Origin of the sequence: Candidatus Seongchinamella marina, from assembly GCF_026262685.1 — a bacterium.
GTDB lineage: Bacteria > Pseudomonadota > Gammaproteobacteria > Pseudomonadales > Halieaceae > Halioglobus > Halioglobus marinus.
In genome coordinates this window covers 168,609-193,448 of record NZ_SHNP01000006.1, presented here as the reverse complement: position 1 = coordinate 193,448, position 24,840 = coordinate 168,609, and the positions used below count along the sequence as shown (strand labels likewise).

The window sequence follows — 24,840 nt, the reverse complement described above, 5'->3', positions numbered from 1 at the left end:
TGCCTAACGCTGATCCGTAATTTGTTGCAGCAGTGCCGCATAATTTTTCAAACCGGTAACAGACTTGACGTCCTGGTCCCATCTGGCTTGCATATCTTTAACCAGTGCTTGGCTAGGCTCGGGTCTTGCTGCTCTGGATAAAGCAGATGACACTTTTGATGAAAGGTTTTCCGGGCCAAGCTCCATTGCAGGGTTCCGTTGTTGGCGTAAAAAGTGATCGTCAAAATGTGAGCCGTGCTGCTGCATGAAGGTCAGAGACGATTGGTGATGCACAATTTTTACTAGCTCGTCGTCCAAAGCAATGTCGATAAAAGTCGCTATACGTTCAAGCGCCGGCTCAAAAGAATCTTGTAACTGTTCGTAGCACAGCAGCAACACCTCATCGTTATCTTTCTGACTCAGCCAGCTGACCAGATGATGCCAATAGCCGCGAGGCGCCTGACGCGCCAAAAAATGATCATAGGCGAAGCTCTCAAAGCTGATAGCCCCAGGCTCTATGAGCCAGCCGTCGAAAAATTGGTACATAGATACCAAGGCTCGTATCGGATCCCTGAATACGCAAATGTACTTCCCCCCCTTGGGGACATTGTCCCAGGGCAGGTGAGATTTGAAGGCTCGCGGGGTCGTGACCTGCTCAGCGTCAAGATTCTGCCCCAGGTCTGAGGCGGCCTCAAGCCAGGGGGTTACCTCAGTTATTTCGCCAAAATTCATTGAGCCGCGAGTGCGCAATCCGTGCACGGTTTGTTGCATCCAGGTGGTGCCGCACTTTGAAAAAGGGGAAATGATGATGTCGGTCGGACGCGGCTTGAAGCGCAAGCCGGCCCTTACTCCCTCTGGAGTGAACAGGTGCTGTAGCTTCCCGTTTAATTGTTCGAGCGTTGTGGCTCTGATGAGATGTTCTCCCCATAAATGACAGCAGTCTACTACCCGCGAGCCATGGTCGCGAGCCTGGATGACCACTCCACTGTATTTGCATGACTTCCTGTCTGCTGGCATATTTCAGTAATGGATGTGCAAAAGGAAAACGAAATCCGCAACTGCAAGGGGGCTAGAGATACCCCGTTGCGGTTCAGGGCTGCACTTGCCACCGCCTTGATGTTGGCCAGCGCCACCGCGTGGTCACAGGAATCACCACAGATTGACCAGCAGCTGCAGTCGCCCGGGCAAGATCCGGATACCCGTTCTATAGGCCCCATCGAAGTCAATGAGCCAAGCCTGACGTCTGAGGAAATAGAAGAGTCGCTAAGCCGAGAGCAGGATGAGGAAGGCAATTGGGTAGATAGTAGTCATCACTATATCGGCAATAGGGCCGATGATCTTGCTATCTACCTGGACCGCTTCTTCGGTGCCCCCCTGGAGGACCTTGAGTCCGCCGATTCTACGATTCGTTTTGCGACTCGCTTCCAATGGGATGAGGACCGCGGCCAAGATGTGAAATTTCGTTTGCGCGGCAAGGTAGATTTGCCGCGGGTTAACGAGCGACTTTCGCTGGTGTTTAATGCCGATGACGCTGACGATGAACGTGGGGGTTATAGTGGCAGCGGTACAGGAAATACTGCAGGCGTACAGTTCAAGGCAGTTGAGAAGGGCCGCTCTCGTTTCGACCTCACTATGGGCATAGATTCGGACCTGAATTTGAAGCCAGGTGTGCGTTATCGTTTTAAAGATGATTTGTCGGATTGGGGCCGCTTTCGTTATACCGGGCGTCTGCGCTATACCAATGACGATCGCTTCAATATGCGGCATGTAGCAGATTTCGACGTGCTTACAGGCGAGCGCTCACTGGTTCGCTGGAGCAATAAGGTTGAACTCGGCGAGCGCTCTGAAGGCACCGAGTGGCGGAGTTTGATTTCCTGGCGCTATGGCTACAGCCTGGATTCAGCTTTTTCAATGATTTTCGGCGTTACGGGTGAGACGGAGCCTGACCCCCCAAAAGAGGTGGGTGAGGGAACTGAATGGCCTGCGGAGCCGCTGAGTGACGGCTCTCTGGTAACCAACTACGGCATAATTTTCAAACTGCGTAACCGACTTTACAAGGATTGGCTATACGTCGAAATTGAACCTGGCTACACCGACCGTAAACGTAGCCATTACGATGAGCGTCACGGTGTGTTTTTTGGTCGCATTAATTTTGAGATTACCTTTAATCGTGGTCGCGAGGATGAGGTTGATGCCAGCACCGATACTAGCCTCGCGTTAGCACCCTAGGCTATCTTCCTCGTCGGGCGCAGTCTTTAGCATCTGTAACGAATCGCGAAATGGTCTCATTGTGTTTTGCCAGAAGGAGCGATGGTGATCTTGAGCCTCTGGTCCTGTTTCCCAGGGCGTGTGCTCATTCTTCGAAGGGATGTACCAGGAGCCAAATATACCGCCCATTGCGCCATAGGTGAAAGCGGTTCCCGCTGTCCATGTTGGCCCCACCAGGAAGTGTTCGCGATCGCGGATCAAGAGGTGTAAGCACTCTCGGCAGAGTGGTGGCCCTTGTTAGTTGTCCGATGACATGGGATACAGTTTACGCGACTATCAGGCTTCAGCGGCAGCGAATCGAGCTTCCAGATACTGAATGATGTCTTCGGACTCGTACATCCACTCGTAGTCTTGCTCGCCTTGATCAATGCGCAGACAGGGGACTTTGAGGTTACCGCCGCCGGCCAGCAACTCATCTTTAGCGTTCTCGGACCTTTTAACGTCGCGGGTGACAATGGTCAGCCCCTGACGTTTCATAGATCGGCGTACTTTTACACAAAACGGGCAGGCCTCGTATTGATAGAGCGCAAGAGAGGCGGCCTGTTGGTCAACAGCAGCCTGCAGTGCAGGATCGCGCTTCAGACTTTGAGGAGTGAAGATCCAGTTCCCCAGGAGTATCAGTTTGCCGAGTATCAGGCGGATAATCTGCATGGTTTTTAATCCGTGGTTATTGCTAAAAAGCGGCTACGATCGTCTTCGAGGTTGCTTTTGGAGTTGAATCGGAGCGCATTGTACATGAAGCTCAAAACCCTGCGCTATTGAGTCCGGGCGGCCGTTTCGAAGGCTGGCGAAAGCATTTTTTGACCCTAACCTTAAGTCAGCTTACGCAAAGCGGCTACGCACAGATTGCAGCGCTGCGACTTATCTATTCAGCGCGGCCAAGTTTTCAATACTGGTCTTTATCGCCACTGAATCGACATCGGGAAATCTTCCGCTCCCGATGAAATGAGTGACGCCCAGTGCTTGCCGGTACTCGGCGATTTTGTCTTCGACATGAGTGCGGTTGCCGATCAGGGCCCAATCTCGAGGGTCCGCCGCTTTTGCGCGTCGAAACTTGCCCGCTTGCTGGGCCAGGGTACTGGCAACCTGGTCGCACAGCCGGGGGTCGTCATGAACAAAAACGGTTCGCATGATTGCTACCGTTGCTGGTGGTGACTTCCCTGCTTCCTTGAGCAGGGCGTTAAAGCGAGAGTAATTGTCCTTAAGCTCCTGCAGCGTCTCCATTGGCGATGCCAGATACGGCAGCCCTAGCTCTGCGACTTGCTTGAGTGCCAATGGACCAAATGCCGCTATCCAAAGTGGCGGGCCGCCCTTTTGTACTGGCAATGGGGAAAGGCAGATATTATCTGATGAATTTTCAGTCGCAATAATATTGCCATTCCAGGCCTCGCGCATTTGGGCTAGATGACTGGCAAACAGCTTCCTTTTTTCCTTACTATCCACGCCAAAAGCGTTGAATACCGATTCCTGCATACCGCGACCCAAGCCCAAAATTAAGCGACCATTGCAAAGCTGATCGACTACGGCGACTTCCTCTGCGGCCTGTATTGGATGCCGAATCGGCAACAGGTAGGAGGCCGTACCCAATTTGATAGTTGAGGTGCACCCTGATACTGCTGCCAGCTGGGTGAGAGGCGAGGGCATGGCGTTGTTGCCAAAATGATTTTCTGGCAGCCAGTAGGAATCAAACTCCAGCTGTTCTGCGTGACTGGCCTGGTCGCAAAGAGAGCGAGCGTTCCAGCTAGATTCCGGTTTCCAGCAGGTTAAGCCCAGATGCAGTTTGTTCATTGGCAGACTGCTGATTGAGTGAGCGGGTAAAAGTATCGATTGCCAGCCACTTGTCGATCAGAATCTGGCGTCGAGTTTAGGCTAGGTCCGCGTAACAGCAAAATGTGAGCGAGTGGCATAACTGATTCTCCAAGGGCGAAGGCAAAACCATACTCGGATGGGGGTGCGGACACCACACCTCATGCCAGTGCTGTCCACATTGAATCTTATGAATGTAAGCCGGTTGCGGCCCTGGGCGCTCATCACGTCTTTTACCAAGACCTAATGGAGATGAACAAGGATATGAACTGCATGGCCGTTCATGAACGCCTCCGATTTGGCTCAGAATGACTCAATGTTCAACTTTTGGAGCCGTCCATGGTGAGCCAGCGTTCGGGATGCATTATGTAGCGCTTCCACTCAGAGGGAGGCAGGCCGGTGATATAGTTTGGACCATCCTCTTTGCCCATATAGCGAATGGCCATAGGAATTTCATGCAGATCCCTATCGTCTTCTGCAATTTCCACTATCGGACCTTCCACGCTGACATAGGTGTATGGGGGGCGCTCGTCCTGCACGCACAGGCTGATCCGTGTGCCGATCTGCATGAGCTGGCCTTTACGGGATGTCGGCTGGGTCTCAAACCAGAGATTACCTCCCGGTTCATACCAGTACCATACCGGGGTGGTTAGCGGCCCCAGGTCATTCCTGGGGATAGCGACTACAGCCACACGCACCTCGGCAAGAAAGGACTCTCTTTCCTCTTCAGTCATTCTAGTCACAAAGGCGATCTCCATAGGTTTTATCTTTTTACGGATAACAAAAAACCAGCTTTTAAGCGTAGACCTTAGCAGTGAATGTTAATTGAAATAAACCATGGATTTTCCTTTACTCATCGTAGGGTTATCCCGTAATTTCAGGAAAATAATAATGCGTGCAGGAGGATGTATGCTCGACAAAGCGGGCTCTACGGATAAACCAGCAGCCAACAATGGCGCTACGGTTTCTCGAGTAGGCGTTCTTATGGACGTCACTGGAGATCAGTTTACTGCCAGGCTGGATTCACCAAAAGAAGCTGCAACCTCGACCGACGAAGACAAGACCTTGGGGCAGGTCGGCTCTTATTTCACGGTTCGTCAGTCAGGCTGGAACACTCTGGTTATGGTTGATCGCAGCTATCGCGTGGCCGATAAGCAAGGCCGTGCCGCACACATGGTTCACCTGACGCCCCTCGGTGAAATCAGTGATAAAGGCGAGTTCACCAGAGGTATCTCTCATTATCCTATCAGCGGGGCTGAACTGCATCGGCTGGTGGATGGCAGTCTGGCGAAAATATTTTCCGATTACGGCGATCAGGACTTCAAGGTGGGTCATTTAACCTCGTTTGATGATATTGGTGTGCACCTCGATGCTTCAGCTTTCTTTGGACGTCACGCGGCAATCCTGGGTCAGTCTGGTTCCGGTAAGTCATGGACAGTGACCAGTCTCATTCAGTCAGCCGTCAAGAGTATGCCTAACTCGCATATTATTTTGTTGGATATGCATGGGGAATATGGCGACAAGGAAGTTGATGGCCTGGTCGCCAAGTCACCGTTTCCGGCAGACAAAGTACGTTGTTTCAGGGCCGAGGAGCTGGAGTTCCCCTATTGGCTACTCGCGTTTTCCGAGCTCACCGAGTTGGTGATTAACTCCGATGACGAGAACGCCTCCATTCAAATATCTTTTTTGCGCTCTTGCATGACCCGACTGCGGCAAGAGGCCAATGACCATCTGAATATCGGTCACATCACTGTTGATTCTCCCTTGTATTATTCCATGGAAGATCTGATTAAGGCGGTAAAAGCGGCAAACCGGGAGACCAGTGATTTTGGCAAGAAAAAATCTCCACTCTACGGCAAATTTGACGAGGTGCTGGTGCGTCTTCAAAGTCTGCTGAACGACAATCGCTATGATTTTTTGATGCGGCCGAAGACTCGCACTTCCACCGAGTCACTGCCGGGCCTGATGGCAGACCTGGTGGGTATTGGCGATAAAAAGGCCAGTATTACGGTGCTTGACCTCAGTGCTGTTCCTTTCGATGTGGTTCCTTTGGTGGCTGCCCAGATCGGCCGACTGTGCTACGAGTTCAATTTCTGGAATCCACATTGCCGGGAGTTCCCGCTGTTTCTCATTTGTGAAGAAGCGCATGAGTATATTCCCCGGGAAGATATTCCACGGTTTCGGGAAGCGCGACGCTCTATGGAGAGAATCTCCAAGAACGGCCGTAAGTATGGCGTTGGATTATGCGTTGTGAGCCAGCGCCCACACGATGTTTCAGAAACGGTACTGGCCCAGTGCAGTTCGTTCATTTGTTTACGAATATCCAATCCGGATGACCAGGAGTATGTGCGCGCTATGGTGCCAGATGCTGCGCGAGGCACCTTTGCCGCGCTAACTTCCCTGTCAAAAGGTGAGGCCGTTGCGCTCGGTGAAGCCGTGCCCATGCCGGTACGATTTAAAATAGACCTGCCGGACCCGCCTCCCAATTCAACGGATATTGACTACGCGGACAAATGGCGCGACGGCGGCAGTACGGTAGATGTTGAGAAGTTGGTTAACAACTGGCACAAGCAGGAGCGCTAGCGCTTGATTAATGTTGCCGCTTCAGTGGCGGGAACATTTGTAGCGAATATCGCCGTTACCCGGCCGGTTCTGTTTGCTGCTTCGACCAGCACAAGACTTTGCCGCCGTAGAATAAACCGGAAGCTGATGATTGTGACGAATACTGCTCCGCTCATGGTAAATGCCAGATCAGGAACCCAGTGACCAAACGGGTCTAAAAATCCCAGTACCTTGGCCGTATCTGTCATTCCTGAGATGGCAAGACCAAAGCCAAAAATGATCCCGCACAAAAGCGCAACAAGAGGTTTCATCTACAGCCCTCCCAGGAGGTGTCGAATTACATAAACAGTAACCATACCGCTTGTTATAAAAGTAACAGTGGCCAGGAGAGAGCGCAGTGACAGTCTGCCAAGTCCGAATACTGCATGGCCGCTGGTGCAGCCGGAGCCAAGTTTGGTGCCAATGCCAACCAACAACCCTCCCGCAGCAGCCTGCCACCAGGGAAGGTCACTGGCGGCGGGGTAGGGTGTATTGAATAGGGCGTGATAAAGGATAGGCCCCGCCAGCAGGCCGCTAATGAATAGCCACCGCCAGCTATTGTCGGCACGGGCCGAAATTGCGCTCCAGACAATCCCACTGATGCCCGCTATTCGACCGATAAAATAGAGCATGGCGCTGGCGGCGATGCCGATAATAAGTCAGCCAATGAGTGGTGTTGAATAGGTAAACAAACAGCCTTGCCCTTGGTCGAGTTTGGGCTGCTAGTGCCGCAACATTGCGTCAAGCTGGTCGACAATTTCTGACCAATCTGAATCCAGGTCCAGTGACTCGCGGATAAACTGCGCCTGACCCGCATCCCAGCAGGCGGCATGATCCAGCGGGATATCCTTTGGCAAATGGTTGTTTTGTACAAAATACTCGATAGCGGCATCACTGCTGGCTAGACCCAACTGCTTGAAAAGGCACTGGATGGTATGGCGGGATGTATCCACGTTATGAGGCTCCTGTCTGGGCTTAGCTCAAGTATAGGCGGTTTGCCCGTCTGCGGCTTGCTTTGTATCAAACTGTGGTGAACGACCTCGATGCGTGAGAGCGGCAATTCGAGTGAAGCATTGCGCGCTTAACAGTGCGCGGCATTGTGTTAAAATTCTGAGCTCTAAAAATACAGACAGTTCCATCACTATGAATCGATTCGTCAAATCGAGCCTGTTGCTCGTTGCCTGCCTCTGCTTATCCGCTTGCTTTCATACCCAGCTTAACGGATCGGTAGGGGGGGCTGAAGTCACAGTCGCTCCGTTGGACAACCCGGACAATGTCCTGGCTACTGGAAGCTCCATGCGAGCATCGGACTGGATTGGGCAGGGTGGCCAGCAACAATGGGACGACTGGTCATCGTTACTGCGTCTGCTCGTGGTTGGCATAACGCAGTTTGGGGCGCAGTTGTCGGAGCTGGATTCGCAGTCTCTTTATGTAGTGACCGCCCACGGTGGCGAAGACTATGACCCGGGTCGAAAACAATTGTTGAGCGACAGCCCAGTGGAAGTGCAGGGTAGCTGGCATGTGATTGCCACGGGGGAGCGCATCACAGAGGGCAACTTGAAAATCTCGGTTCTTACCGAAGCCCTGTATCGCCAGCAACTGCAGGCACCTGCAGGCCTGTCAAACAAAGCCATCCTCGACCGCCTCAACGCGGCTGCCCAGCTTGTGGTGGGCGATGTCGACCGCAATGGGACGATTGATTACGACGATGTATTGCGCTGGAACCAAACGATCGACGGCGCGTTTTTGCTCGGTCCGCAGGACAAGTTGGCAGCACTCTCAGACGCGGTAACATCGGGACAGCCAGCAGATATGTTAGACCTGCATTCCCGAGAGGTCCTGGGGAGTCAGCGCGTAGAAATGTCGTTTGATGTGGGCACGGTCTTACTTGAAACCTATAACTGGGAATCACCCGTAACGGCCGCCAACTTCCTGAATTATGTGCGAGCAGGGTTCTACGATCAGATGCTGGTTCACAGGGCTATCAACGGTTTTATGATCCAGATGGGTCTGCTCTCCTTCGATGGCTACAATGACGAAGACAGAGTGACATGGTCCATCAGAACCCCGGGGCCCAGCATTATCAATGAGGCGAGTAATCGGCTTTCAAATAGCCGTGGCACCCTTTCGATGGCGCGGACCAGTGATCCAAATAGCGCGACAGCTCAGTTTTTTATCAATCAGGCAGATAACAGTTTTCTTGATTTTGGCTCCAGCAATAACCCAGATGGTTACGCTGTTTTTGCTCGTGTATATTCTGGCATGTCTGTCGTCGATGAAATAGCAGCCGAGCCCACGACTCAGTTGGCCGGCGTAGGCAGCGATGTGCCTGCACGAGGGGTACTACTGCAATCTGTGCGTTTTTTATAGATTTGGCATAAATCGCAGAATTCCCTAGCGCAGTCCCAGGACCAGATCGGTGAGCACGGGCCGTGTGTGCTGTAATGGAGGGTCACATGCAAATTGGACATTTGCGCTACTACGTCCTTTACTTGTCGCTATCCTGTGGTCTGAACGTTGGGAGGTATGGCCATGACAAACAGTGTTTCCCCCGGAACTGATCTCCCGGACAAGCTTGGACCTGTATTTTTGGTTGTTGATGACGACCCCATGGTGCGCAAAATCGTCACCCGAGGTCTCGGTCAGCTCAACCCCGCTAAGGTGCTGGAGGTTGAGGATGGGCTTGAGGCCCAGAAGGTTTTGCAAACGATGGCCATCGACGTCGTAGTTACCGATGTCGTTATGCCGAACATGGATGGCCTGGAGCTGATGAAATGGGCCCAGGAGCATTGCCCGCAGCCACTGTGGATAATTCTTTCCGGATTAGAGACCTTTGACGCGGCAGTGGAAGCCCTTCAAAGCGGCGCATTTGACTATCTGCCCAAGCCACCGGAGGTACCTCGGGTACGCGTGGCCGTGCGTAATGCAATGGATCATATCGAACTGGAACGAGAGCGAAAGCGACTATATGCGGAGCTGGAGGACAGTAATTCGCAGCTCGCAGAGAAGGTAGATCAGTTACAGCAGGTTTGCCATGTGCTGCAGAACCAGGCCGCGGTTATTCAGGCAGATCTGAACAGGGCTGAAATTATACAGCGAGCGCTGCTACCCCAGGAGCCACCGGTAATTCCGGGCTGGTGTATGGAGACGCTATATCGTCCTGGTAGCAGCGTCGGTGGGGATTTTTATGACGCTGTCATGTTGGACGAAAAGCATCTTGGTCTGGTCATCGCGGATGCCGCCGGTCACGGTGTGGCTGCAGCGATGCTTTCCGTTTTGTTCAAGTTGCGTTTGAAGCAATTGGACCGTCATGAAAAGGTGTTAATGCCCAACCAAGTGCTCGAGCGTTTGAACAGTCGGCTCTACGATATGCTGTCGGCGCCCGGTGCCTTTATTACAGCGGTTTACGTACTGCTTGATTTGCATTCCGGTCGTGGTTGGTTGGCATCGGCGGGTCACACACCCTGTGTTCTGAATCCTGCGAAGGGTTCACCATTGATGTTGGAGCGCACGGGCCCCGCTCTCGGGCTTGAGCCGGGGGCTGGCTATGACGAACATGAATTTACGCTGACCGATGGCGATCGGATGATGCTTTATACCGACGGTGTGCTGGATGGTGGGCCGGATTCTCCTCGCACCGAGGATATTGCAGATGCACTAAATTCCGGCCAAAACAGGGAGGAGTTGCTTGGTAATTTATATGCAAGCGCTGTTCGGGGTGTCGGTAGTGACCGCGATGATATTACGATGTTTCTTCTCGAGCGCGCCGAGGGCGAAAGCCATTTTGATGATGCGGTACCCAGAGAAACGCAGCAGCATGAACCCCTCGCTCCTCCGCCTGAGCTTCAGCAAGGCTCGTCGGATGGTCATGCTTATATCAGTATTTCCGGCGCTGTCACCTGGCTGTGTGGTCAGTCATTGCTCGATTGCTCGAATGCCATGCTGGAACAGTGCGCAGAACTCACCCTGGATCTCGGAAACTGTGAGCACATGGACAGCACTTGCCTTGGAACGCTGCACGAAATTGTGACATCGCATCCGGAATCTGTGAATCTGCAAGCGGTTTCTCCCGACGTCCGCAAGCTGTTCGATGAATTGAGCATGACCAGTGTGTTGGAACACATTAACCCGAATACCCAGAGCCTGCCGCACGGCATGACGGCTATTAATGCTGCAAGCCTCAGCCCCGAGCAACAGGGCGCCCGAATTCTGGGGGCCCACGAAACTCTGGCTTCACTTAGCGCTGAGAACCAGGAACAGTTTCGAGCCGTTGTAAATTCCCTGCGCGCTGATTTGCCTGGGGAAAACTAGGACGCATCAACCTGACTAGCGCCCAGCTGTGTCAATAACGCAACCTTTAGTTCTGCTAGATTTCCCTGCAAGCTGTTTAGGCACGGTGAGGCCTCGGGAAAGTCTCCGCTGAGTCCCACATTTTCAAGAGACAGCGCCGCCGCGGCAGTGGCCTGCCCGCCTATTACCAGAGCTGAGCCTTTCAGCGAGTGAGCCGCCTTTCTCAATTCATCTGCATCTTCGCTGGATACGGCCGCTTCTACGGCTTGCAGCAGTGCGGGGTACTGGGATAAAAACATCTGGGCAAGTTCGTGAAGAAAATTCTCGTCGCCTTCAAGGTTTCTTAGCGCTCCCTGCCAGTCAAGGCAGGGCTCATTGCCTGAGCGAACCGCTGAGTTGTCAGCCGTATCTGCGCTGACTGCGCTCGCCGCACTCATAGAACTGCTTTCTACGGCTTGGAAAAGCTCATCTGATTTGAACGGTTTGCTGACGAAATCAGTCATTCCTGCAGAGATGCTATTTTCCCTGTCTTCTACGGTTGCTCCCGCGGTCAGGGCGATGATGGGCACATGCGCTACCTTGTCGACGCGCTCTCGCTCACGAATAATACGGGTGGCGGTCAGGCCGTCCATTACTGGCATGTGCACATCCATTAGCACGACGTCAAAATCTTCTTTCGCAGCGGCCTCCACCGCCTCTGCGCCGTTGCGCGCAACTTCAATACTGTGACCCCGTTTACGCAGCAGCTCCAATGCTACTTTCAGGTTAACCGGGTTGTCTTCCACTAATAGCACTCGACGAGCTTCCGGGCCCGGCACCAGATTCTGAACTTTTTTGACGGTGTGACTGGTGGTCACGCCCAGTGCATCGGTAATCGCTCTTTGTAGATCAAACTGCTTGGTAGGCTTCAATAGCACGCGTGAAATATCGAGTCGCTGACTGATCTGTTCAGTGTTTGAGCGTCCAGCTGAAGTGAGCATCAGGATGCGGGTCTTGTTTTGCTTGGGACGCTGACGGATTCTCGCAGCGAGTTCGAACCCATCCATGTTGGGCATCATTACATCTAGCAGCGCCACTGCAAACGCCATATTGTTGTCTTCGGCGCGTTTCAATTCCTCGAGCGCCTTCTCGCCGCTGTCTACAACGCATGCGGACATACCCCAGTTCACCAATAATTCCTCGAGTATCATTCGATTGGTACTGTTGTCGTCGACCACCAGCGCGTTCAGGCCTTTTAGCTCCTGCGGCTCCAGTGCCACCGTTTCAGGCTGCTCGGGCAAGCCGAAGCTGGCACTAAAGGAGAAGGTGCTCCCCTCGTTGAGCTTACTTCGCACGGCCATCGTGCCGCCCATCATTTCCGTGAGTTGGCGGGCGATCGCCAGCCCCAGACCAGTGCCGCCAAACTGTCGGGTGGTAGAGGTGTCTGCCTGGTCGAAAGCCTTAAAAACTTTGCTTTGCTGTGCGTCTGAAATGCCAATACCTGAATCTCGCACTTCAAATACTAGCTGAATGTCCGAGTCAGAAATCGATTGCAGAAGAAGATCAACCGCGACCTCCCCAACCTCGGTAAACTTGATGGCATTGCCAACCAGATTAACGATGACCTGCCTGAGTCGAAGGGGATCACCAATCAATTTGTCCGGTATATCAGGCGGAATATGAAAGGTGAGTTCAATGTCTTTTTCGTTTGCGCGAAGGGCCAGGGTTTGTAGAGTGTCTCCCAGAATATCTCGTAGGTTGAAGGGAATATGTTCAAGATCCAGCCTTCCGGCTTCAATCTTGGAGAAGTCGAGAATATCGTTGATGAGGCCCAGGAGCGTGTCTGCAGATTTGATAATTAGAGAAACATACTCACCCTGCTGGTTAGTAAGATCGGTGCCCTCCAACAGTTCCGCCATACCAATGACGCCGTTCATGGGCGTACGAATTTCATGGCTCATGGCGGAAAGAAACCGACTTTTAGCTTCAGTGACCTGCACCAGCTTGTCGTTGGCGACGCCGAGCTCCCGGCTCTTTCCTTCCAATTGCAGCGCGAGCCGATGCTTGCTTCTATATCCTCGAAATATAACGACAATGAGAGATATCACCAAAAGCAGGGTGACCGCTGCGGCGATCAGGATAAATCGCTGGCTCTCGATGGTGCTGACCTGTTTCATCAGCACCTTATCCTGATCCGCAATCTGGCGCTCTTTCTCAGCGATCGCCGTTTGCTGGTCCTCCAACCGCTTTAGGTTGCGCTCTATTCTCTGGGAGTAGCTGTCGATGTATGCTTCTTTTTCAGCCAGTATGTCTTCTTTTTTTATCAGTGCCGCAGCGTTCTTCTCAAGTCGGCTCTCGCTGTCAGCCAGCGTACTTTGTATCGCGTCTAGTTGTAGCTCCAATAGTGATAGTTCGCTACGGTTGCGCTCAACTTCTTGCTGTTGACTGTCGATGGTGCTCTTCTGGTCTGCCAGCAGTTTTTGTTGCTCGTTTGCCACAGCATTCGCGCGTTCCAGTTTTGCCTCGGTTTCCTGATAGATGGCGGCGACATCCAGTTTGCTGCCGCCGAACAGCAGCATATCCCGTGACAGGGAAATTCCAGCGTCAATGATATTACTGCGGTTGAGTTCAAAGGAAAGACGGTTCTTGTCCGGTTGCGTAAAGTTGACCATGATTCGATCTTTATCGGTCGCGCCATCGCTAACGATCAGAGTTTGACTGCCTTTCAATGCGTTTTCGATAGCTGCCAGTCGAGAGTTTTCCGCTGAGGAAAGTACGAGGATGTGAGCTTTTCTGGCATTGCTCAGAGCATCGAAGGCGGTAATTTTCACGGGCTTTCCGCGCACTGTAAAACCATCCAGTTCGCGTTTTAAGGAGCGCGTAAGTTGTCTGTTTTTACCGTATAGCCCAATAATGAAATTGTCGATCTCACTTTCATTGGGCCAAGTGGTATTCACCAGAATGGATTGCAGAAGGGTCACCTTTCCGTCTGGAATACTGACAGTGTTGGGAGCGCCGTGAGCGTAGACCGACACAGCCAGAGTAATGCATGACAGAACACGGATTAGATACACAAAAGACGCCGATTGGCGCAAATCCCTACTCCTTGTTTTAAGCGAATGAATGAAATATAGCATCGTGGCGGAGGCTGACAAGTTTTCAACCTTCTCGCGTTCTTTATTGCCAATCCGGCCCTGCTTTTAAAGCTCTGCCTCCAGCTCCTGCCAGATTGCCTGAACCCAGCTTCGAATCCTTATGGCCTCCTCAAAGCGATCAGACAATTCCTCGTTATTGGCATCGGTAAAGGCGTATTCAGGCGGGCCAAGCTCGCACAGGAAAATCAGTGTTTCGTTGTCACCTGCCCTGGTACGCCATGATCGAAAGCCTCGCTTCCACCAATCTTTGAAAATGCCAATCCATTTCTGGGTTTGTGGGAAGTGCAATGGCAGCTGGATTTGCTCGTGACTGGAGATCCGCCCTTGAAAACTGTCGGAGCGTTCCAGGAGTTGCTGAATCCACGCCTGGTTTTGCGCCGTTATTGGCGCGCTCATCTCGCGATTGAGGCAATAGTGTGACAGGTCAGCCGTGAGGCGCAATTCGGGAATAGCGTCAAGTAACTGTAGGGTCATGAACATGTCGTTGGTAATACAATCCCGATGTGTTTCGAATTTGATGGGCATGCCGATGTCGTCGGCCATTTCGAGCCAGGTCCTGATAATGGGGATCGCATCCTCAACGGTGAGCGGAAACACGGGAGCGATAACATTGGCATAGGGAGCACCCATTTCTTTACTGAATTCCAGTAACGGCCTCATCTCCTCTACCGTATTAGGAAATACGTTGACCAGACAGCCCATCTGGTACTGCTGATAAAAGGGCTTTAGGGCCAGGTACTCCTCAATTTGACTGACACCGGGATCCAGACAAAGGCCCGCGAATTTGGCTTGCGCTGCCTGTGCAAAAACCTCTTCATGGGGGCGAGTCGCGACATTGGTGTTACAGGTCTGCATGCCCCAAAGGGACTGGTATACAACGAGGTCCTGCACGGCCAAGCCTCCTAATAGCTACTGAGCGGTTTACCCTTATACTCTGAGCTGCCTTCACGGCGCAGCTTTCTTAGCATATGCCATTGATAGCTTAAGTAGCTGATAGTTTCGGGCTCACGCCCGCTGGCTGCAACCATCTCAGCGTGGAGTTGGGGCAATTTATAAAAGGGAACCGCGGGATAGGTGTGATGTGCGGTGTGGTAGGGCATGTTCCAGGCCAGCCAGTTGAGTAAAGCGTTGCTTTTGATGGTGCGGGTGTTAATGAGAATGTCGGATTCATTGGGCATGCCGGTGTGCTCTGCCAGGTTCTGGCAGTTGTGAATGAATTTAGTGGCGAACATGGGAGCGATCCAGTAGGCGATCACCGCCCAGCTTTGCAGGTACCAGGACAGCAGGGCGATCAGCAGATAGCCGAAGAGGTAAAGGCGCGCCTCCAGCGTCGATAGTAGGCATTGTTTTGGGGTAAAGAATGCGGGAAATCTTCGTTTGAAAGCAGTACCGAAGGTGCGCCAGATAATACCTGTCCAATAGCCCAGGCCCGAGGCATACCAGAGATAGCTGCGAGTGTTGAAATAGGGGCTGCCCTGAAGCTCGCCATCCAGATCCGGATCCTGGGTATGTCGATGGTGTTGGTAGTGCTCCATGCGATCGTGCTCTCTGGGCATTAACAGGATAAATCCGAACAGGTGACCAAACAGGTTATTGGGCCAGCGGGCTTTGAACACTGTCCAGTGGGACAGCTCGTGCTGTCCCGCGTAAAGAAAGTTCAGTAGCGTGCCCAATACGACAAACCACAAGGCTGCCCAGTAGCTGCCCCAACTGTTATGCAAGGCATAGGCAGCGAGCGAGATAGCGGTCAGGTGGCTTCCCGTTTGCAGACACCCGCGCAGATTGGTGCGCTGGTTGTAGCTGCGCAGCTTTTCGCCGCTGATGAGTTTCTCATTGCCGATAAAACCTTCCACTGCTTTTTCCTTACCTCGGAGCTTTGCCCCTGCAGGATAAAATATTGGGACCGCGAAGGCGATCAATATAAGGCGAGTTTTTTTGATTTTTTATTGATAAAAGGTCCAGCATGGCGGAGCGTCAATTCAAACTGAACTCGACGGCAAAGGTCCACACCGACTAACGCGTCTATTCTCTTCGGTGGTAAGCTGAAGACAGTGACCTCAACTGATTAAACCCTGGGGCACGAACTCAGATGAGAGCTTTAGTGTGCCTAACGCCGATACCGTAGTAGTCCTTGATTTTGAAACCACAGGTTTGTCCCCGGGGGAGGGCGATCGTGCTATTGAAATTGGAGCGGTACGCATTGAGAGTGGGAAAGTCACTGCGCGTTTTCAGGAACTGATGAATCCAGGTCGCCGTGTCGACAGCTTCATCGAATCCTTTACTGGGATTACAAACGTGATGCTTGCGGATGCCCGGCCGTGTAGTGACGTGATGCGAGACTTTGCTGACTTCATAGGCGAGGACAATCTGGTGGCTCATAATGCATCATTCGATAAGCGATTCCTCGACGCTGAATTCGAACGGATTGCACTAAGCTATACAGGACAGTTCTCCTGCTCCATGCTCGCCGCTCGTCGAATCTTTCAGCAAGCGCCCGATCACAAGTTGGGTACCTTGGTTGAGTTCATGAATATTCCTGTAGAGGGTGTTTTTCACCGGGCCCTGTATGACTCTGAAATGACGGCGAAGCTCTGGCTTGCGATGTTGAATGACGTTCGACGGCGGTACGCTATATCGGCAATAGATTTCAAGCAAATGCAGAGGGTGGCAAAAACGCCAAAGCATGCTGTAGGCAAATTTTGGGAGAGCGTCTGTCAGCTGTGACTTGGGCTTGCCTCGCCGTTTAGCGTCGAATGCCCAGCTTGCGACCAAATTCTTCGGCCAAAGGAACCTGTTTCCCCCGCTCCAGTTCCTGTTCAAACCGCGCCATCTGCTCATCGTTGAAGCTGGCGCTGCGGCGCGTTTCCAAGTCGATATACATACCCAGGCATTCGTTGGTGGCCGCCAGATACCCCTTATCGGCATGGTACATACGGTGAATGTAGTGCAAGCGTTTATGGTCATAGTCTGCCAGCTGACTGGTCAGTCTGAGTGTGTCGCCCGCAAGCACTTCGCGGATAAAGTCTATGTTAGCGCCCAGCGTGAAAGTGGTCATACCCAGGGCCTGTTTGTGTGCTATGCCGATGTTCATTGAGTTGTAGAACTGGTCGGTTGCGATATGGTCAAAAGCCACGAGATAGTAGCCCATGTTCATGTGGCCGTTAAAATCAATCCACTCCGGTTTTACTTCAGTAAAAGCAGTGAAAAGTGCGGTCTCGGGCATAGATTTGTCTCGCTAAAGGAAAAGGGGTGACAGAGGGCTGTGAGCCACATCTCATTGCTCGGGCGGTGCGCCCTTGTCCGCTTCAATAGAGGCAGTGTGCTCTTCTACAACTCGCCATAGTGGCGTGTCTACCCAGGTATCATCGAGATAGAATTTTTCAGGCTCTTCTTCCTTGGGATCAACAATTAAATTATAAATTGATGGGTAGGCCATGGTTTGAATTGCGTAGCTGTCTTCGTCAATTTCCTTGAGAAGCATTTTCCAGTTACGCCATTTCACACCAAAGAGTTCGTTGCCGATATAGATGATTACGGATTCTCTGGCAGATTTCTCAGATTTGCCTGTGAGAAAATCTGTTTGGTCCACGCCGTCCAGTATTCGGTCCTGTGGTATCTCACCGCCGGATAGCTTGGCAATGGTAGGGAATATATCGATCAAGTGAACGATGTCGTTTGATACTTTTTTGGCCGGAATTTTATCCGGATAGCGGATCAGGAAGGGCACACGCAGTGAGCCTTCGTAGGGAGCAAACATTGTTCCTCGCCATGGTCCGGTGAATCCAAAGGATCGCTTTATACCTTCGCGACCGTTGTCTGAGGTAAAGATAAAGATAGTGTTGTCTTTAAAGCCGAGGTTATCAATCGTCTTCAGTAACTCGCCCACGTAAGAGTCAGTCTGTGCCAGAACGTCGGCGAAACTGCCGTTGCCGGTGCTGCCTTTGAAGTCGGGATGAGCATCAACCGGTTCATGAGTTTGCGTGTAAGGCAGGTAAGCAAAGAACGGCTTACCCGCTTTGGCCTTGCGCTTGATGAAATCGATAGCGCGATCTGTGATTTCCCGGTCGATAGTCTTGCGCTGTTCGCGACCATAGACGTCCTTTTTTTTCGGTTTCTGACCCCGTTTGGCCTCCATGACATGAGTGAATTCCACCCCGGCATCTTTCTGGAAGCTATCGCTATCAGGCCAAAAGGCCTGGTCTGAGGAGTTGGGTATACCGTACCACTCGTCAAAGCCCTGATCTGTGGGATAGCGGCCCTCTTCATCGCCCAGGTGCCATTTGCCGAACATCCCCGTTGCGTACCCCGCGTCTGACAGCATCTCTGCCAGGGTGATCTCCCAGGGAGTAATGCCATACCAGATGCCCCGAGGTTCATCGTTGGGGCGTTGCCGGGTGCGTATGCCATAACGCCCCGTCATTAAGGATGAACGGGAGGGGGTGCATTCGGCCTCAACATTGAAATTGGTAAGCTGGTACCCCTCTGTTGCGATGCTATCGATATTGGGTGTTGGAGCTCCGCGCAACATGCCACCGCCATACACGCCAACTTCCCCATAACCAAAGTTGTCCATCACAACCATTACGATATTGGGCTTGCTGGCGGCGGCGGTAACGGAGAATAGAACTGAAAATACAAGTGTGCTGCAATATGCAGCGAGTTTGAGAGGGCGATTGAGCTTTGGCATTCCTGTATTCCCTGACGTTTTGCTTTCACGGCATTGAGCGCGCTGTTCAAATTGATGGTAGTTGCTTAAATTGCGGCTGTCGACAGCGATAGGCGGGCAGCGGTGGTCAAAGGAAATTACTCCACTTCAGATTTGTCATGACGCAAAAGGCTTTTGTTACTAAACTGGGCGAAATCGTAAGGAGCTGACAATGTACAAGTTTTTACTCCCCCTCGCGGCCAGTATCGTGTTCCCGGTGCTGACAGTCGCCGCAAATGAGTCAAGCGAGCACGCTCAAAAAACCTTGGATATTTACCGCCATATTATTGGTATTGAGTCAGTGAAAAACTCCGGAAACGTGAAGCGAGTGGCGAGCTTTCTTGCCGATGAGTTATTGGCAGCCGGTTTTCCGGCGGATGATGTTGAAGTTCTTCCCGTCGGCGATGCAGCAGCCCTGGTGGCAACGTATCGCGGCGATGGATCTTCAGGCAAGGCACCTATTTTACTGTTGGGTCATATGGACGTTGTGGAAGCACTGCCCAGTGACTGGCAGCGCCCTCCTTTTGAGCTGACCGAGGATGCAACTTTTTTCTATGGACGCGGGACGGATGATAATAAATTCGGGGTTTCTCAGCTGACCTCCACTTTTATCCGCTTACGTAAACAGGGTTTTGTCCCCAATCGTGACTTGATCATTGCTTTTTCGGGCGATGAAGAAAGCACCATGGCGTCAACCATAATGTTGGCAAATGAGCGTCCCGACATCGCCAAGGCAGAGTTTGCGCTTAACTCAGATGCTGGCGGTGGCGGCCTGGACAGCTCGGGAAAGGCGCTGTCATACAATGTTCAGGCGGCCGAAAAGACCTATGTGACCTGGGAATTGACCACTCGTAACCCGGGTGGGCATAGCTCCAGACCCGCCGTAGATAATGCAATTTATGACTTGGCTGATGCGATCACCCGCATCAGAAACTACCGGTTTCCAGTTCGCTGGAGTGATATGACGCTCGGTTACTTTGAGCAGATAGGAAAGCAAAAAGGTGGAGAGTTGGGAGAGGCAATGGTTCGGTTTGCAGCAGATCCCGGGGACAACAGCGCTTCTGATCGGATTGCATTGGAGCCGTCTTACATTGGAGCAACCAGGACAACCTGTGTGGCGACAATGCTTCGTGGCGGTCATGCTGAAAATGCCTTACCGCAGTCAGCGACCGTCACTATTAATTGTCGCGTTTATCCTGGAGTGCCCGTCGCTGAGATAAAAGCGCAGCTTGCAAAGGTGGTTGATAACGACGCCATTGAATTTGTTGAGCTGGGTGAGGCCACTGTGAGCCCAATGTCGGAGCTGCGCCCGGACGTGATGGCCGCCGTATCGAAAACCGTTCATGCTCGCTATCCCGATGTGGCGATTATTGGCTACATGGCTTCGGGTGCGACCGACGGGATGCATTTTCGAAACGCAGGCATTCCGACCTTGGCGATTTCAGGGCTCTTTATGCGCCCTGAAGACAACTTTGCTCACGGCCTAAACGAACGAGTGCCCAAGAAGGCGTTTTATGACGCTCTGGATCACTGGACCGTAATCCTCAAAGAACTCGCCAGCAACGCGCCAAGCTAAGGATCGGAGTCCGATTTGCTCACGCGCAATACAATACTGTCTATAAAGCCGCTTTAGGCACTATGCCTGGGCAGCCAGAGGCGTTACGTTCGATGCGTCTTCTGCGCTCTCGCTACCAATGTTTAACAATAGCTCTGGCTTGCCTTTACAGGCGGCGATCAGTACGTCCTTATTTTTGGAGAGCAGAAGCCCAATGTTCTCTGCGTCTTGCTCGCTGATGCCATCAACCTGCTTTTCAAGAAGCAGACTGAAGTTTTCCGCCAGTTCCAGAATTTTGTCATGGGCATCGGCTGCTTTTTTGCTGTCAAACATTGCGTTATCCCGATCACATTTCCACATTGCTACTACGGCCACAGTTCACCTCGTGTGCGTTTGTTGTATTTGGTTTTACTGTATATATATACAGTAAAATTGGCAAGCGCTTTTTACGCGAGACTGTAGCTCGGTGAACTTGGCTGTTGGGAGTGGAGCAGGCGGGCGGGTTAATTTAACGGGCTATTTTAACGGGCTATTTTAACGGGCTATCTCAGTTGGCTATCCTTACTAGCCCGACGGTTGTAACCCGAAAAAGCGGCCTCTTCCTCGTCGAGCGATGCTTGGCACTTAACACACAGGCGTACTCCGGGAATGGCTTTGCGGCGAGCTTCAGGGATGGAGGCGCTGCATATCTCACATTGTAGGAGACTTTTACCATGGGGCAGGCGATCACGGGCGCGACTGATCTCATCTTCCAGGCTCGCGTCTATTTGCTCCTGGACCGCTCCGTTTTTAGCAAAACCTCCAGCCATGAGATGTTCCGCTGTAGATTGGCGCGCCCGGAGAGATTCGAACTCCCGACCAACTGGTTCGAAGCCAGTTACTCTATCCAGCTGAGCTACGGGCGCGTGGAGACGCAAGTATACAGACTATTTCCGCCAACGGACAAAGTCAGGGAACAAATGTTTGAGCCGATAACAGTATTGCCGATCGTAATATCGCTCTTAAAGTCAGCAATGTCGCATCGTCGTTTAATCTACTCCCTGCCGCTACACGTTTAAAAAGCCGTTTATCCTGTTTTATTATGTTGTGGGAATGCACTAGGATGGGGGTTTACGCCGCGACCTCATGTTTGTCGGGCCCATACACCACTGTTTTCGAGGAGAAAGCCATGAATGCCCCCCAGCAAGCTGAAATTGAAAAGGACTCTGTCGCAGAAGCCATGACCGCTGTTTTGCAGGCCCAGCGTGCGGATTACACCGCCGAAGGACATGTGAGCGCAGAGGTTCGTATCGATCGGATGCGACGGGGTATGACCTCGATTCACAAGCATCAAGGCCAGTTGGTAGAGGCGCTCAGTACTGATTTTGGTTGCCGCCCCCGAGAGCTGTCCATGATAACGGACGTTTCGGCCAGCATCATGCCGTTCAAGAGCGCCATAAAGCACGTCAAACACTGGATGAAACCCGACAAACGCAAAACCATGTTTCCTCTGAACGTGTTGGGTGGTCGGTCCTGGATTGAGTATCAGCCACTGGGTGTAGTGGGCGTGATTAGTCCCTGGAATTTTCCCGCTAACTTAACTTTTGCTCCGATCGCCGACATTTTGGCGGCGGGCAACAGAGCAATGGTCAAACCCTCCGAATTTACGCCTGCCGTTTCCGAGGTCATGGCGGATATCGTTAAAGATGCCTGGGATGAGAAAGAGGTTGCTATCTTTCCCGGAGGGCCAGAAACCGGGGTTGCCTTTAGCAATTTACCGTTCGATCATCTGCTGTTTACCGGGGCAACCGGCATCGCCCGCCACATCATGGCGGCTGCGGCAAAAAATCTGGTGCCGGTAACACTGGAACTCGGTGGAAAATCACCCGTGATTCTAAGCCGCAGTGCAGATATCAAGCAGGCCATGAGCAGAGTGATGCTCGGCAAAACCATGAACGCCGGACAAATTTGCCTGGCGCCCGATTACCTGATGGTGCCCGAAGAAAGTGTCGACGAAGTGATTGCTGAGATTCATTCTGCGGTAGCGGAAATGTACCCAAAGCTGCTGGATAACGGTCAGTACACGTCAATGATTAATGAAAGGCACTTTAGCCGTATGCAGGAAAATCTTGCAGACGCCAAGGCAAAAGGAGCTGAGATTATTGAGTGCAATCCAGCTGCAGAAGACTTCTCCCTGCAACAGGGCACGCACAAACTGCCGCCCACTATTGTGAAGAATCCAACGGAAGATATGCGAATTCTCGACGAAGAGATTTTCGGACCGTTGCTACCGATTAAAACCTATAAAAATTTCAGCGAAACTATTGATTACGTCAATTCGAAGCCAAGACCTCTCGCGGCTTACTATTTCGGCTATGACAAACGCGAAGAGCGAGACGTGCTGGATCGCACTACCTCAGGTGGCGTCTGCATTAACGACGTTATTATGCATATCATGCAGGAGGACCTGCCCTTCGGTGGCGTAGGGCCTGCTGGAACTGGCGCTTATCATGGTGAGCACGGCTTTAAGACTTTTAGTCATGCCAAGGCGATATACCGCCAGCCAAAATTTGATATCGCGGGACTTGCCGGGATGCGTCCGCCTTACGGTAAAAACACCGAAAACTCGATAAAGATGCAAACCAAAATCTAAAATTCATAATGAATATAGTGGGTACTGGTCGAGTGCAGAAGCAGCGTCGGTACCCACTCTCATAACAACAATTTCCGGAGACTAACCCCATGGCCACCCTAATGACTGTCGTCATTGTTTTGCTGGCATTGCTGCTGGCGCGCACGGTGTTTTTGCCGCGCCTGGTAACTGCTTGGGTTCGAAAATTACAAGCTGATCCCGCCATCGACTCTTATAACGAGAACAGCGCCTATCGCCAGCCCGGTTTTGATCCTGTACACAGTGAGCTGGACAGAGCGGAGTTGTCGGTAAGCGGGACGTTACCTGATGATCTGACAGGCGCTTACCTACGCAATGGTACTAACCGACAGTTCACTGAATCCCGTTCGCGTCTGCACATGTTTAATGGCGCAGGTATGTTGCACCAGGTGCAGTTTAAAGAGGGTCGTGCCTGGTACTCAAATACCTATGTGCGCACTCCGCGCTTTGCGCATGAACAAGAGGCGGGTAAGGAGTTGTATCCAGAGTTTGGTGATATAGCCGGCAATGGCAAAAAAGGGCTCGCGCGCATTATCAGCAATCTCATGGAGCAGCGTTTCGGGCTGGTACCGAAGATGGACAGTGTGAAAAACGCTTCAGCGACGACTGCTATCCAGTGCCATCACGGCAAGCTTTACGCACTGCAGGAAACTGCTTACCCCTTCGCTCTGCAAGTGCGTTTTGAAGATGGTCTGTTGGTGCTCAGTGGTGAGGGCGAGTTCGATGGCCTTGGCGGTGTGCTTACAGGGCCTTTTACGGCTCACCCCAAGATCGATCCTGACACCGGCGATTGGCATTCCTTTAGCACTGAATTGAAAAGCGGTTCCGTGTCCTATTCAGTGTTATCGAAAGGCGAGCTGACTTTCTATCAGGAAATCGACCAGGCTAAACCCTCTTCAGCATTCGTCCATGATGGCTTCCTGACAGATCATTGCGCGGTATTTCCTGACTTGTCATTGCGTTTCGACGCAGGGCAGTCGTTTAAGGAACACGCCAGTGCTTTTTATTACGACTCCGATTACATGATGCGTTTTGGTGTGCTGCATCGCCAGGAAGGCAGTGACGCCACCGTGCGTTGGTTTGATGCTGATATGCACGGTCACATTTGGCACACGGTCAATGGCTGGGAGGAAGTTGACGCAGATGGAGCCACTGAGTTGGTATTGGTGGCCCCGGTATTCACCAGTTATCCGAGTAATGTGCCCATTCATTCGCCGCAGGAGCCGCATGCTCATCTCTACAAGTTCCGTTTCAATTTGGACAGTGGGGCACTGGTTGATAAACGCTGTCTGTTGCAGCATTTTTATGAACGCCCCAGCATCAACACTGATTGGCTGGGTAAGCAAACTCGCTATGCCTATTTACTCGATGAAGAAGGTTCCGGTGGAATCATGGGCAGTGGTGTACTGAAATATGACTTACTGAGTGAGCAAGCGATAGCGAGTTTTGACTATGGCGAATACCGTGGGGGTGAAGCCCTTTTCGTGCCGCGAGACAACGCAGTGGAAGAAGATGACGGTTACTTGATAGAGCTACTTACGAGCGATAAGGACTCTGCGTTACTAGTGCTTGATGCGAAGACCATGACCGAGATTGCCCGCCTGACACTACCTCAGAGAGTGCCCTATGGCGTGCATGGTTGTTGGCTGAATAGCGAGCAGCTGCAGTCGCTGCAGGCGTAAGCTATAACGAACGACCTGTGCTGAATAGTCCGGGTCCAGTTGCTGCCACAGCATATCTGCTGTGGCGTCGCACCGTTTTTCAAAAACGCGGAATTGATATAGATGCTGTTCAGTAGCGATTGATTCATTGCGTGCAGCGTATACCCCAGTAGAGAAGTTAAAAGAGAGCC

22 protein-coding genes and 1 tRNA gene are annotated in these 24,840 nt (G+C 52.1%); 8 read left to right on the top strand and 15 right to left on the bottom strand.

Annotation, left to right across the window (positions count from 1 at the left end; translation table 11 throughout):
- Positions 1-3: 3 nt before the first annotated feature.
- Complete coding sequence (locus tag EYC87_RS16715) at positions 4-816, bottom strand: sulfotransferase domain-containing protein (protein ID WP_279253872.1); 813 nt, start codon at positions 814-816, stop codon at positions 4-6.
- A 189-nt stretch (positions 817-1,005) separates the two neighbouring features.
- Here EYC87_RS16715 and EYC87_RS16710 point away from each other — a divergent pair, with 189 nt between their 5' ends.
- Positions 1,006-2,208, top strand: coding sequence for a hypothetical protein (locus tag EYC87_RS16710; RefSeq protein WP_279253871.1), 1,203 nt, complete (start codon positions 1,006-1,008; stop codon positions 2,206-2,208).
- 315 nt (positions 2,209-2,523) lie between these two features.
- Here the strand turns inward: EYC87_RS16710 and EYC87_RS16705 are convergent, their stop codons facing one another.
- The 3 genes from EYC87_RS16705 to EYC87_RS16695 all read right to left on the bottom strand — a co-directional run bounded on the left by EYC87_RS16705 (position 2,524) and on the right by EYC87_RS16695 (position 4,787).
- A complete protein-coding gene (locus EYC87_RS16705) occupies positions 2,524-2,898 on the bottom strand; it encodes a glutaredoxin family protein (RefSeq protein ID WP_279253870.1) in 375 nt (124 codons plus the stop codon).
- 210 nt (positions 2,899-3,108) lie between these two features.
- A complete protein-coding gene (locus tag EYC87_RS16700; RefSeq protein ID WP_279253869.1) occupies positions 3,109-4,035 on the bottom strand; it encodes an LLM class flavin-dependent oxidoreductase in 927 nt (308 codons plus the stop codon).
- A 338-nt stretch (positions 4,036-4,373) separates the two neighbouring features.
- A complete protein-coding gene (locus tag EYC87_RS16695) occupies positions 4,374-4,787 on the bottom strand; it encodes a pyridoxamine 5'-phosphate oxidase family protein (protein ID WP_279253913.1) in 414 nt (137 codons plus the stop codon).
- 175 nt (positions 4,788-4,962) lie between these two features.
- Between EYC87_RS16695 and EYC87_RS16690 the strand changes: the two genes are divergently transcribed.
- Positions 4,963-6,636, top strand: a complete 1,674-nt coding sequence (locus EYC87_RS16690) for an ATP-binding protein (RefSeq protein WP_279253868.1) — start codon at positions 4,963-4,965, stop codon at positions 6,634-6,636.
- Here the strand turns inward: EYC87_RS16690 and EYC87_RS16685 are convergent.
- The 3 genes from EYC87_RS16685 to EYC87_RS16675 all read right to left on the bottom strand — a co-directional run bounded on the left by EYC87_RS16685 (position 6,633) and on the right by EYC87_RS16675 (position 7,607).
- Positions 6,633-6,926: a DUF6691 family protein gene (locus EYC87_RS16685; RefSeq protein WP_279253867.1), complete on the bottom strand. Its 294-nt coding sequence runs from the start codon at positions 6,924-6,926 to the stop codon at positions 6,633-6,635. The genes EYC87_RS16690 and EYC87_RS16685 overlap by 4 nt on opposite strands.
- On the bottom strand, positions 6,927-7,286 hold the full coding sequence (locus tag EYC87_RS16680; protein ID WP_279253866.1) for a YeeE/YedE family protein: 360 nt from the start codon (positions 7,284-7,286) through the stop codon (positions 6,927-6,929).
- A gap of 90 nt (positions 7,287-7,376) precedes the next feature.
- Complete coding sequence (locus EYC87_RS16675; RefSeq protein WP_040542179.1) at positions 7,377-7,607, bottom strand: DUF2789 family protein; 231 nt, start codon at positions 7,605-7,607, stop codon at positions 7,377-7,379.
- Positions 7,608-7,950: 343 nt separating this feature from the next.
- Between EYC87_RS16675 and EYC87_RS16670 the strand changes: the two genes are divergently transcribed.
- Positions 7,951-9,024: a peptidylprolyl isomerase gene (locus EYC87_RS16670; protein WP_279253865.1), complete on the top strand. Its 1,074-nt coding sequence runs from the start codon at positions 7,951-7,953 to the stop codon at positions 9,022-9,024.
- Between the two features lie 162 nt (positions 9,025-9,186).
- Positions 9,187-10,965 carry a SpoIIE family protein phosphatase gene (locus EYC87_RS16665; RefSeq protein WP_279253864.1) on the top strand — a complete coding sequence of 593 codons (1,779 nt, stop codon included), beginning with the start codon at positions 9,187-9,189 and terminating at the stop codon, positions 10,963-10,965.
- On the opposite strand, the gene EYC87_RS16660 is transcribed toward EYC87_RS16665, so the two are convergent.
- The 3 genes from EYC87_RS16660 to EYC87_RS16650 all read right to left on the bottom strand — a co-directional run bounded on the left by EYC87_RS16660 (position 10,962) and on the right by EYC87_RS16650 (position 15,931).
- A complete protein-coding gene (locus EYC87_RS16660) occupies positions 10,962-14,018 on the bottom strand; it encodes a hybrid sensor histidine kinase/response regulator (protein ID WP_279253863.1) in 3,057 nt (1,018 codons plus the stop codon). The genes EYC87_RS16665 and EYC87_RS16660 overlap by 4 nt on opposite strands.
- Before the next feature lie 105 nt (positions 14,019-14,123).
- The gene (locus tag EYC87_RS16655; RefSeq protein WP_279253862.1) at positions 14,124-14,969 is read right to left on the bottom strand and encodes a sugar phosphate isomerase/epimerase; all 846 of its coding nucleotides are present in this window, start codon (positions 14,967-14,969) and stop codon (positions 14,124-14,126) included.
- A gap of 11 nt (positions 14,970-14,980) precedes the next feature.
- Positions 14,981-15,931 (bottom strand): fatty acid desaturase, encoded by a 951-nt coding sequence (locus EYC87_RS16650; RefSeq protein ID WP_279253861.1) that lies wholly within the window; start codon positions 15,929-15,931, stop codon positions 14,981-14,983.
- A 250-nt stretch (positions 15,932-16,181) separates the two neighbouring features.
- On the opposite strand from EYC87_RS16650, the gene EYC87_RS16645 reads away from it, so the two are divergent.
- Positions 16,182-16,802: a 3'-5' exonuclease gene (locus tag EYC87_RS16645; RefSeq protein WP_279253860.1), complete on the top strand. Its 621-nt coding sequence runs from the start codon at positions 16,182-16,184 to the stop codon at positions 16,800-16,802.
- A 19-nt stretch (positions 16,803-16,821) separates the two neighbouring features.
- Here EYC87_RS16645 and EYC87_RS16640 read toward each other — a convergent pair whose 3' ends face one another.
- Complete coding sequence (locus EYC87_RS16640) at positions 16,822-17,301, bottom strand: thioesterase family protein (protein WP_007230227.1); 480 nt, start codon at positions 17,299-17,301, stop codon at positions 16,822-16,824.
- 51 nt (positions 17,302-17,352) lie between these two features.
- Positions 17,353-18,765, bottom strand: coding sequence for a sulfatase-like hydrolase/transferase (locus EYC87_RS16635; RefSeq protein ID WP_279253859.1), 1,413 nt, complete (start codon positions 18,763-18,765; stop codon positions 17,353-17,355).
- Positions 18,766-18,955: 190 nt separating this feature from the next.
- On the opposite strand from EYC87_RS16635, the gene EYC87_RS16630 reads away from it, so the two are divergent.
- Positions 18,956-20,359 (top strand): M20/M25/M40 family metallo-hydrolase, encoded by a 1,404-nt coding sequence (locus EYC87_RS16630; protein WP_007230231.1) that lies wholly within the window; start codon positions 18,956-18,958, stop codon positions 20,357-20,359.
- Between the two features lie 60 nt (positions 20,360-20,419).
- On the opposite strand, the gene EYC87_RS16625 is transcribed toward EYC87_RS16630, so the two are convergent.
- The 3 genes from EYC87_RS16625 to EYC87_RS16615 form a co-directional block, all read right to left on the bottom strand.
- Positions 20,420-20,698, bottom strand: a complete 279-nt coding sequence (locus tag EYC87_RS16625) for a YebG family protein (protein ID WP_423243983.1) — start codon at positions 20,696-20,698, stop codon at positions 20,420-20,422.
- A gap of 182 nt (positions 20,699-20,880) precedes the next feature.
- Complete coding sequence (locus EYC87_RS16620; protein ID WP_279253858.1) at positions 20,881-21,147, bottom strand: DksA/TraR family C4-type zinc finger protein; 267 nt, start codon at positions 21,145-21,147, stop codon at positions 20,881-20,883.
- 19 nt (positions 21,148-21,166) lie between these two features.
- A tRNA-Arg gene (locus tag EYC87_RS16615) sits at positions 21,167-21,243 on the bottom strand.
- Positions 21,244-21,506: 263 nt separating this feature from the next.
- On the opposite strand from EYC87_RS16615, the gene EYC87_RS16610 reads away from it, so the two are divergent.
- Together EYC87_RS16610 and EYC87_RS16605 are read left to right on the top strand one after the other, a co-directional pair.
- The gene (locus EYC87_RS16610; protein WP_279253857.1) at positions 21,507-22,970 is read left to right on the top strand and encodes a coniferyl aldehyde dehydrogenase; all 1,464 of its coding nucleotides are present in this window, start codon (positions 21,507-21,509) and stop codon (positions 22,968-22,970) included.
- An 89-nt stretch (positions 22,971-23,059) separates the two neighbouring features.
- The gene (locus EYC87_RS16605; protein WP_279253856.1) at positions 23,060-24,670 is read left to right on the top strand and encodes a carotenoid oxygenase family protein; all 1,611 of its coding nucleotides are present in this window, start codon (positions 23,060-23,062) and stop codon (positions 24,668-24,670) included.
- Positions 24,671-24,840: the final 170 nt, after the last annotated feature.

Coding starts and splice junctions, on each gene's coding strand:
- EYC87_RS16710 (WP_279253871.1), top strand. CDS start 1,006: ATGGATGTGCAAAAGGAAAACGAAATCCGCAACTGCAAGGGGGCTAGA.
- EYC87_RS16705 (WP_279253870.1), bottom strand. CDS start 2,898: ATGCAGATTATCCGCCTGATACTCGGCAAACTGATACTCCTGGGGAAC.
- EYC87_RS16700 (WP_279253869.1), bottom strand. CDS start 4,035: ATGAACAAACTGCATCTGGGCTTAACCTGCTGGAAACCGGAATCTAGC.
- EYC87_RS16695 (WP_279253913.1), bottom strand. CDS start 4,787: ATGACTGAAGAGGAAAGAGAGTCCTTTCTTGCCGAGGTGCGTGTGGCT.
- EYC87_RS16690 (WP_279253868.1), top strand. CDS start 4,963: ATGCTCGACAAAGCGGGCTCTACGGATAAACCAGCAGCCAACAATGGC.
- EYC87_RS16685 (WP_279253867.1), bottom strand. CDS start 6,926: ATGAAACCTCTTGTTGCGCTTTTGTGCGGGATCATTTTTGGCTTTGGT.
- EYC87_RS16680 (WP_279253866.1), bottom strand. CDS start 7,286: ATGCTCTATTTTATCGGTCGAATAGCGGGCATCAGTGGGATTGTCTGG.
- EYC87_RS16670 (WP_279253865.1), top strand. CDS start 7,951: ATGCGAGCATCGGACTGGATTGGGCAGGGTGGCCAGCAACAATGGGAC.
- EYC87_RS16665 (WP_279253864.1), top strand. CDS start 9,187: ATGACAAACAGTGTTTCCCCCGGAACTGATCTCCCGGACAAGCTTGGA.
- EYC87_RS16640 (WP_007230227.1), bottom strand. CDS start 17,301: ATGCCCGAGACCGCACTTTTCACTGCTTTTACTGAAGTAAAACCGGAG.
- EYC87_RS16635 (WP_279253859.1), bottom strand. CDS start 18,765: ATGCCAAAGCTCAATCGCCCTCTCAAACTCGCTGCATATTGCAGCACA.
- EYC87_RS16630 (WP_007230231.1), top strand. CDS start 18,956: ATGTACAAGTTTTTACTCCCCCTCGCGGCCAGTATCGTGTTCCCGGTG.
- EYC87_RS16625 (WP_423243983.1), bottom strand. CDS start 20,698: ATGTGGAAATGTGATCGGGATAACGCAATGTTTGACAGCAAAAAAGCA.
- EYC87_RS16620 (WP_279253858.1), bottom strand. CDS start 21,147: ATGGCTGGAGGTTTTGCTAAAAACGGAGCGGTCCAGGAGCAAATAGAC.
- EYC87_RS16610 (WP_279253857.1), top strand. CDS start 21,507: ATGAATGCCCCCCAGCAAGCTGAAATTGAAAAGGACTCTGTCGCAGAA.
- EYC87_RS16605 (WP_279253856.1), top strand. CDS start 23,060: ATGGCCACCCTAATGACTGTCGTCATTGTTTTGCTGGCATTGCTGCTG.